The 6,345-nt window shown below is 65.0% G+C and carries 5 protein-coding genes; 1 reads left to right on the top strand and 4 read right to left on the bottom strand.

Annotated elements, in window-relative coordinates; translation table 11 throughout:
• Positions 1-261 precede the first annotated feature (261 nt).
• From lapD to MnOB_RS01160, 4 genes are all read right to left on the bottom strand, one after another.
• A complete protein-coding gene (gene lapD / locus MnOB_RS01175; RefSeq protein ID WP_077521047.1) occupies positions 262-2,208 on the bottom strand; it encodes a cyclic di-GMP receptor LapD in 1,947 nt (648 codons plus the stop codon).
• Between the two features lie 3 nt (positions 2,209-2,211).
• A complete protein-coding gene (gene lapG / locus MnOB_RS01170) occupies positions 2,212-2,907 on the bottom strand; it encodes a cysteine protease LapG (RefSeq protein ID WP_077521044.1) in 696 nt (231 codons plus the stop codon).
• Between the two features lie 65 nt (positions 2,908-2,972).
• Positions 2,973-3,374, bottom strand: a complete 402-nt coding sequence (locus MnOB_RS01165; RefSeq protein ID WP_077521041.1) for a YbaN family protein — start codon at positions 3,372-3,374, stop codon at positions 2,973-2,975.
• Positions 3,375-3,384: 10 nt separating this feature from the next.
• Entirely contained in the window at positions 3,385-3,972 is a 588-nt protein-coding gene (locus tag MnOB_RS01160; RefSeq protein WP_077521038.1) for a UPF0149 family protein, read from the bottom strand.
• 137 nt (positions 3,973-4,109) lie between these two features.
• Between MnOB_RS01160 and recQ the strand changes: the two genes are divergently transcribed.
• Complete coding sequence (recQ, locus tag MnOB_RS01155) at positions 4,110-6,233, top strand: DNA helicase RecQ (RefSeq protein WP_077521035.1); 2,124 nt, start codon at positions 4,110-4,112, stop codon at positions 6,231-6,233.
• Positions 6,234-6,345 lie beyond the last annotated feature (112 nt).

The raw sequence follows: 6,345 nt of genomic DNA, 5'->3' as shown, positions 1-6,345 counted from the left end.
CAGCTTAACGCCCTATCGGGGTGTCCAGAATCATTAGGCCACTTCAGAGCTTGCTCGCGAACGGGCCGAGCGGGATCTTTCGCGAGCAGAGCTCGCTCCTACAGAGACACCGAGTTCTCCTGCTGCAGCGATCAGCCCGCGCCTGGCCCTTATTTGTAGGAGCGAGCTTGAACAGTCCGAGCACGATCCTTCGCGAGCAGAGCTCGCTCCTACAGAGGCACCGAGTTCATCCTGTTGCCGCAGCGATCAGCCGGCGCCCGCTTACTCATGCCACGGCGCTGGAGCTCCAATCAGTCGGCCCATGGCGCCCTGGATTCCCAGCTCCCGCAATACGTCCAGTTCGCCTTGGGTTTCCACCATCTCCGCGATCAGGGGCAGGTCGATGCTGTTGGTGGCGCGGAACAGGGCTTCGATGAACAGGCGCTTATCGTTTTCCTGGTCGATGGCGCGGATGTAGGTGCCGTCGATTTTCAGGTAGGCGAGGCCCAGGTGGGCGAGGTTGCCGATCAGGCTGAAGCGGCCGCCGAAATGCTGCAGACCGACGCTGTAGCCGGTTTCACGGATCGCCTGGCAGACCTGGCCGAGTTCGTTGGCCGGCGGCAGGTGGCGTTCGTCCAGCTCAAGGGTGAGCAGCGTCGCCTGTTGCGGGTGGGACTTGAGCAGGGCGAGCAGGCGTTCGCGATGGTCTCCCGGTTGCAGGCTGACGGCGGACAGGCTCAGGGCGATGGGGGACGGCGTTTGCTGCAGGTGCGCCAGGCAGTGCTCCAGCATCGCCAAGTCGAAGCGTGCGGCCCAGCCGAGGCGTTCGATCCACGGCAGGAAGCGACCTGCGGGCACCGCTTCGCCCTGAGGGTCGAGCAGGCGCGCAAGGACCTTGTGGTGCAGGGTTTCCTCGGTATTGGTGCACAGGCCCACCGGCTGGAAGTAAAGGCGCAGTTTGCCCTTGTTCAGTGCCTCGTCGATCCACGCCCGCCAGTCATGAAGGCTTTGCCCCGGCGCAGCGTCGAAATCGTCCAGGCGCACCCAGGGACGTTCCGTGCTCTGCGCTGCCTGGGCCAGGGCCTGATCAGCGCGGCCCATGACCCGCTGGATGTCTTCCCCCGGTCGATAGGGAGCGATGCCGAGCAGGGCGACCGGGCTGCGGTCGCTGGCGCCGATCGCGTGCAGGTTTTCCAGCTGGGCGGCGAGCGTCGCGGCGAGTTGCTCGGTGTCTTCGCCGGTGAGCCCGGGAGAGAGCAGCGCGAATTCGCCGCCCCGGCTGCGCGAGGCCAGCCAGTCCGGATTGCCGCGCTGTTTTACCAGGTTTTCGAGGATTTCCCCTACGTCGCGGATAAGCGCGTCGGTGCGCTGGCCACCGAGGCGCTGGTTGAGCCCGCCAAGGTCGTTGACCCGCAGCAACAGCAGGTAGCCAGCGGCGTTCTGGTCGTTGGGGACCAACTGGTTGGCCAGGCGGATATCGAACTGGCGACGGTTGGCCAGCCCCGTGAGGCTGTCCTGATAGGCTTCCTCGCGCAGGCGTTCGCTGCGCGCGGCTTCTTCCGCGAAAAGGTTGCGCAGCTTGTCCACCATCTGGTTCATCGCCAGCACCACGCGACGCAGTTCGGGCGTACGCGGCACCTTGGGCAGGGCGAGGAACTCGCGTCGGCTGATGGCTTCGGCCTGCTGCACCATGTTGTCCAACGGTCGCAGCTGGGTGCGCAGCAGCCAGGCGCCGGCCAGTGCGCTGACCACGCCACAGAGCAGCAGCCAGGCCAGGCTTCCGATGGCGCTGTCCCAGAGTTTGGCCAGGGCGAATTGCGGGTGGCTCAGTACTTCAACCCGCGCCGCCTGCTGCCAGCCACGCATGATCAGCGCGTCGCCGCCCTGCGGTCGGAGGTTGACCAGATGGGCGAACCATCCGGGCACCTGATCGCTGGTGGTGGTGGTGCGACGCTCGGCAATCACGCCGCCATCGGGGATGCGCACTACGCGAATGCTGGCGAAGTAGCCACTGTCGAATATCGAACTGACCATCAGCTCGATCATCGCCTGGTCGTCCACATGGGGCGTCATCGACAGGCCGAGCGCAGTGGCGGCGTCCTGGGCATGGGAGCGCAACTGGCTGAGCAGCTGTTCGCGGGAGCTTTCCACGCCCGCGAGGAAACTGCCGGCGAAGGCTAGTGCCAGCAGCAGGCAGATGGCCAGGAACAGTTGCTTGAGTAACGACATGGGCTAACCCTCTCCTATGGCGAAGCCTTCGGCTCTCATTTTTTTCAGCAGGTCCTGCCAGCGCGACAGTTTCTTGGTATCGCCGGCACGCTTGGCACCGGTGTAGAGGCCTTCGGCATTGAAGGCGTAGACCGGCAGCAGGTCGGTGCGCTGGGAGGCCGGGCGTATCTCGCCGATCAGGTTGTCCAGTACCAGGGGATCGGCGGTGGGGGTCTTGTAGTAGGTGAGCACCATGTGCGCCTGGTTCTGGCGCAGTGCCTTGACGTAGGTGATGCGCAACTTTTCGGCCGGAATGCCGAGACGGCGCAGGGTGAAGTACTTGGCGATGGAGTAGTCCTCGCAATCGCCTGCGCCCTTGACCAGCGCCTCGACGGGGGTGGCCCAGTAGTCGTTCTCGCGCCAGGTGCGGATGTCATCGGTGAAACGGAACTGGCGGTTGAAGAAGCGGTTCACGGCCGTCAGCTTCTCGGCTTCGGGCAGGTCGACGCTGGCCTGGATCAACTCGCTCCAGGCGACGATGCGCGCCTTGGCCGGGCCCAGGTCGCCATAACGCTTGGTGGCGTTCTGCAGGATCAGCTCGAAATCCCAGTTGGCCAGCACGCTGGTCAGGCAGAGCAGCAGGCCGGCGAGCAGGCAGCCGCCTTGCCATGCCAGCCACGAGGGTTGCCGCAGTCCGATTGCCGCCCAGCGTTGCCGCATCAGCCGTCTCTCCGCCCAGGATGCTCAGAGCATAGGCGGGAATCGATGATTTGCCGGGGTTGCTGTCAGTGGCTGCGCAGGGTTTTCTGGCGAAGGATGTAGACGCTCACCAGCACGGCGCTGGTGAGCATGAAGCCGCGAGCCCAGGGCAGCGGCACGAGGAAGCAGGAGAGGGTGATGCTGGCCCACATCAGGACCAGCGCGTAGACCTTGCCCTTGAGGGGGATGCCCTGGCCTTCCAGGTAGTCGCGGATCCAGGGGCCGAGCTTCGGGTGTTCCACCAGCCAGAGGTAGAACCGCCGCGAACTGCGCACGAAGCAGGCCGCGGCGAGCAGCAGGAAAGGCGTGGTGGGCAGTACCGGCAGGAAAATGCCGATCACGCCCAGGACGACGCTGAGCCAGCCGATGATCAGGAGGATCATGCGCAGCGCCGGGTGGCGCTGCTGCTGGATATCGCTATGCGCCATCCGCACCGCCTTAGTGGTGACGGGGCTTGAGCAGGGCAGGTTTTTCTTCCGGGGCGTTGCAGAGCAGGAAGAGAGCGGTCAGCAGTTCGGGGATCTGCTCGATCATCTCGTCCACCAGGTCGCGGTCCTTGGCGATGTCGGCGAACTCGGGCTGTTCGTCGAACAGGCCGGAACCCACCATGATCGGCAGCAGCAGTTCGCTGACTTCTTCCTCGGCGCTTTCGAACCAGGTTTCCTCGCGCAGGAACACGCCTTCCATGAAGCCGATGCACCAGCCGCGCAGGTCGGAATCGTCCGGGTCCTCGCCCAGGTCCAGGTCGCAGGGCATCTCGGGGTCTTCATCGCTGGCCAGTTGGCGGGCGATGTGGGCCTGGAGGGCCAGCAGGGTGGATTCGATCTCTTCGCACTCGGCGTCGCTGCGGTAGTGCGGCGGCTCGGCGAACAGGGCGTCGATCCATTCACGCTCGGGCACCTGGTCCGGGCAGATCGACAGGGCGGTCAGGTAGCCATGGGTGGCCACATAGTCCAGAGCCTCCTCGTGCAGGTCATCGGCGTCGAGAAAAGCTTGCAGGCGGGACAGTTGCTCAGCGAAGGACATCGTGGGACTACCTTGAGGAATAAACGACGCTGAATTCTAGTCTAGTGAGAGGTTGGCGGCAAAAGGCGAGGGCGATGGGCGTGGCCATCTTGCCGGCGCGGCTGACGTATAATGCGCGGCTTGCTCCGGAGACCCCCATGCTCGATCAGGCACTGCGCATCCTCAAAGACGTATTCGGCTACGACGCTTTTCGCGGCAATCAGGCCGCGATCATCGAACGTGTGGCCTCCGGGGGCGACGCCCTGGTGCTGATGCCGACCGGTGGTGGCAAGTCGCTCTGCTTCCAGGTGCCGGCGCTGCTGCGCGACGGACTGACCGTGGTGGTGTCGCCGCTGATCGCGTTGATGGAGGACCAGGTCGCCACCCTGGACGAGCTGGGTGTGCCGGCCGTGGCGCTGAACTCCATGCTGTCGGCCGAGGCCCAGCGGGATATCGCCGAGCGCATCCGCCGTGGCGAGATCAAGCTGCTCTACCTCGCCCCCGAACGCCTGGTGCAACCGCGCATGCTGGCGTTCCTGCAGCGCCTGGAAATCGGCCTGTTCGCCATCGACGAAGCGCATTGCGTCTCCCAGTGGGGGCACGATTTCCGTCCGGAATACCTGCAACTGGGCCAGTTGGTCGAACTCTTCCCCAATGTTCCGCGCATGGCGCTGACCGCCACGGCTGACATGCGCACCCGCGAGGAAATGGTCCAGCGTCTGCACCTGCAGAATGCCGAGCGTTTCCTCTCCAGCTTCGACCGGCCGAACATCTTCTACCGCATCGTCGCCAAGGATCAGCCACGCAAGCAGTTGCTGGGGTTCCTCGCCGAACGCCGTGGCGATGCCGGTATCGTCTACTGCATGTCGCGCAAGAAGGTGGAGGAAGTGGCGTCTTTCCTTTCCGATCAGGGCTTCTCGGCGCTGCCTTATCACGCGGGGCTATCCAACGATCTGCGCGCCCATCACCAGAAGCGCTTCCTTAATGAGGAAGGGCTGATCATGGTCGCCACCATCGCCTTCGGCATGGGCATCGACAAACCCAACGTGCGCTTCGTCGCTCACCTCGACCTGCCCAAGTCCCTCGAGGCCTATTACCAGGAAACCGGCCGCGCCGGCCGTGATGGCCTGCCTGCGGATGCCTGGATGGCGTACGGCCTGCAGGACGTGCTGCTGCTCAAGCAGATGCTGAGCAACTCCGAGGGGGACGAACGTCACAAGCGCATCGAGCAGCACAAGCTGGATGCCATGTTGTCCCTGTGCGAGGAAACCCGCTGCCGCCGCCAGGCGCTGCTGACCTATTTCGACGAAGTGCTGCCGCAGCCCTGCGGCCACTGCGACATCTGCACCGACGGCGTACAGACCTGGGACGCTACTGAACCGGCACGCATGGCCCTTTCGGCCATCCACCGCAGCGGCCAGCGCTATGGCGTCGGCCACCTGGTGGACCTGTTGCTGGGGCGTGACAACGAGAAGGTGCGTTCCTCTGGCCATCAGCACCTGTCCGTGTTCGGCATGGGGAAGAACCTCTCCGAAAATGAATGGCGCACCCTTTACCGCCAGCTGGTCGCCCGTGGCCTGGCGGACGTGGACCTGGAAGGCTTTGGCGGCTTGCGCCTGACCGAGGCGTGCCGTCCGCTGCTGCGGGGTGAGGTGCAGCTGGAACTGCGCCGTGACCTGTCGACCAAGGCGCCCAAGCCAGCTGCCAGTGCCGCCAGTCAGCTGGTGCGGGGTGAAGAGCGCGAGCAGTGGGAAGCCCTGCGCGCACTGCGCCGCAAGCTGGCGGAAGAGCACAGCGTGCCGCCCTACGTCATCTTCCCTGACGCGACCCTGCTGGAAATGCTTCGCAGCAAGCCGCGCAGCCTGTCCGACATGGCGCAGGTCAGCGGCGTAGGCGCGCGCAAGCTGGGGCGCTACGGCGAAGCCTTCCTCGAGGTGCTGAATGGTGCCGCCGAAGCGCCGCGGGCCGTGGCCGATCTGCGTCATGAGCTGGTGAGCCTGGCGCGTGCGGGGATGACCCCGGCGCAGATCGCCCGCCAGCTCAATTGCAGCGAAAAGAACGTCTACAGCCTGCTGGCGGAGACCATCGGCAATCAGCAACTGAGTCTGGAGCAGGCGCTGGACTTGCCGGAGGACCTGCTGGGCGAAATCCAGGACGCCTTCCTCGACGGCGAGGGCGAGCTGCCGCCGGTTGCCGACGTGGCCCAGGTGTTTGCCGGCCGAGTACCCGACGGCGTGCTGCATTGCGTGCGCGCTGCCCTGCAGGCTGAGTTCGAGAACTGAGGCGCGCGCGAACGAAGCGGTCTGCGAGGGCAGTGACAGGCGCCGAAAAACTGGCGGTGCAAAACGACGAACTTGTGACGCAATGCGCGACCGGCTAATGTGCGTCAGAGGC

This window comes from Metapseudomonas resinovorans (assembly GCF_002003485.1).
GTDB classification, from domain to species: domain Bacteria; phylum Pseudomonadota; class Gammaproteobacteria; order Pseudomonadales; family Pseudomonadaceae; genus Metapseudomonas; species Metapseudomonas resinovorans_D.
The sequence above is the reverse complement of the archived record's forward strand: the minus strand, read 5'-3'. Positions and strand labels throughout refer to the sequence as shown.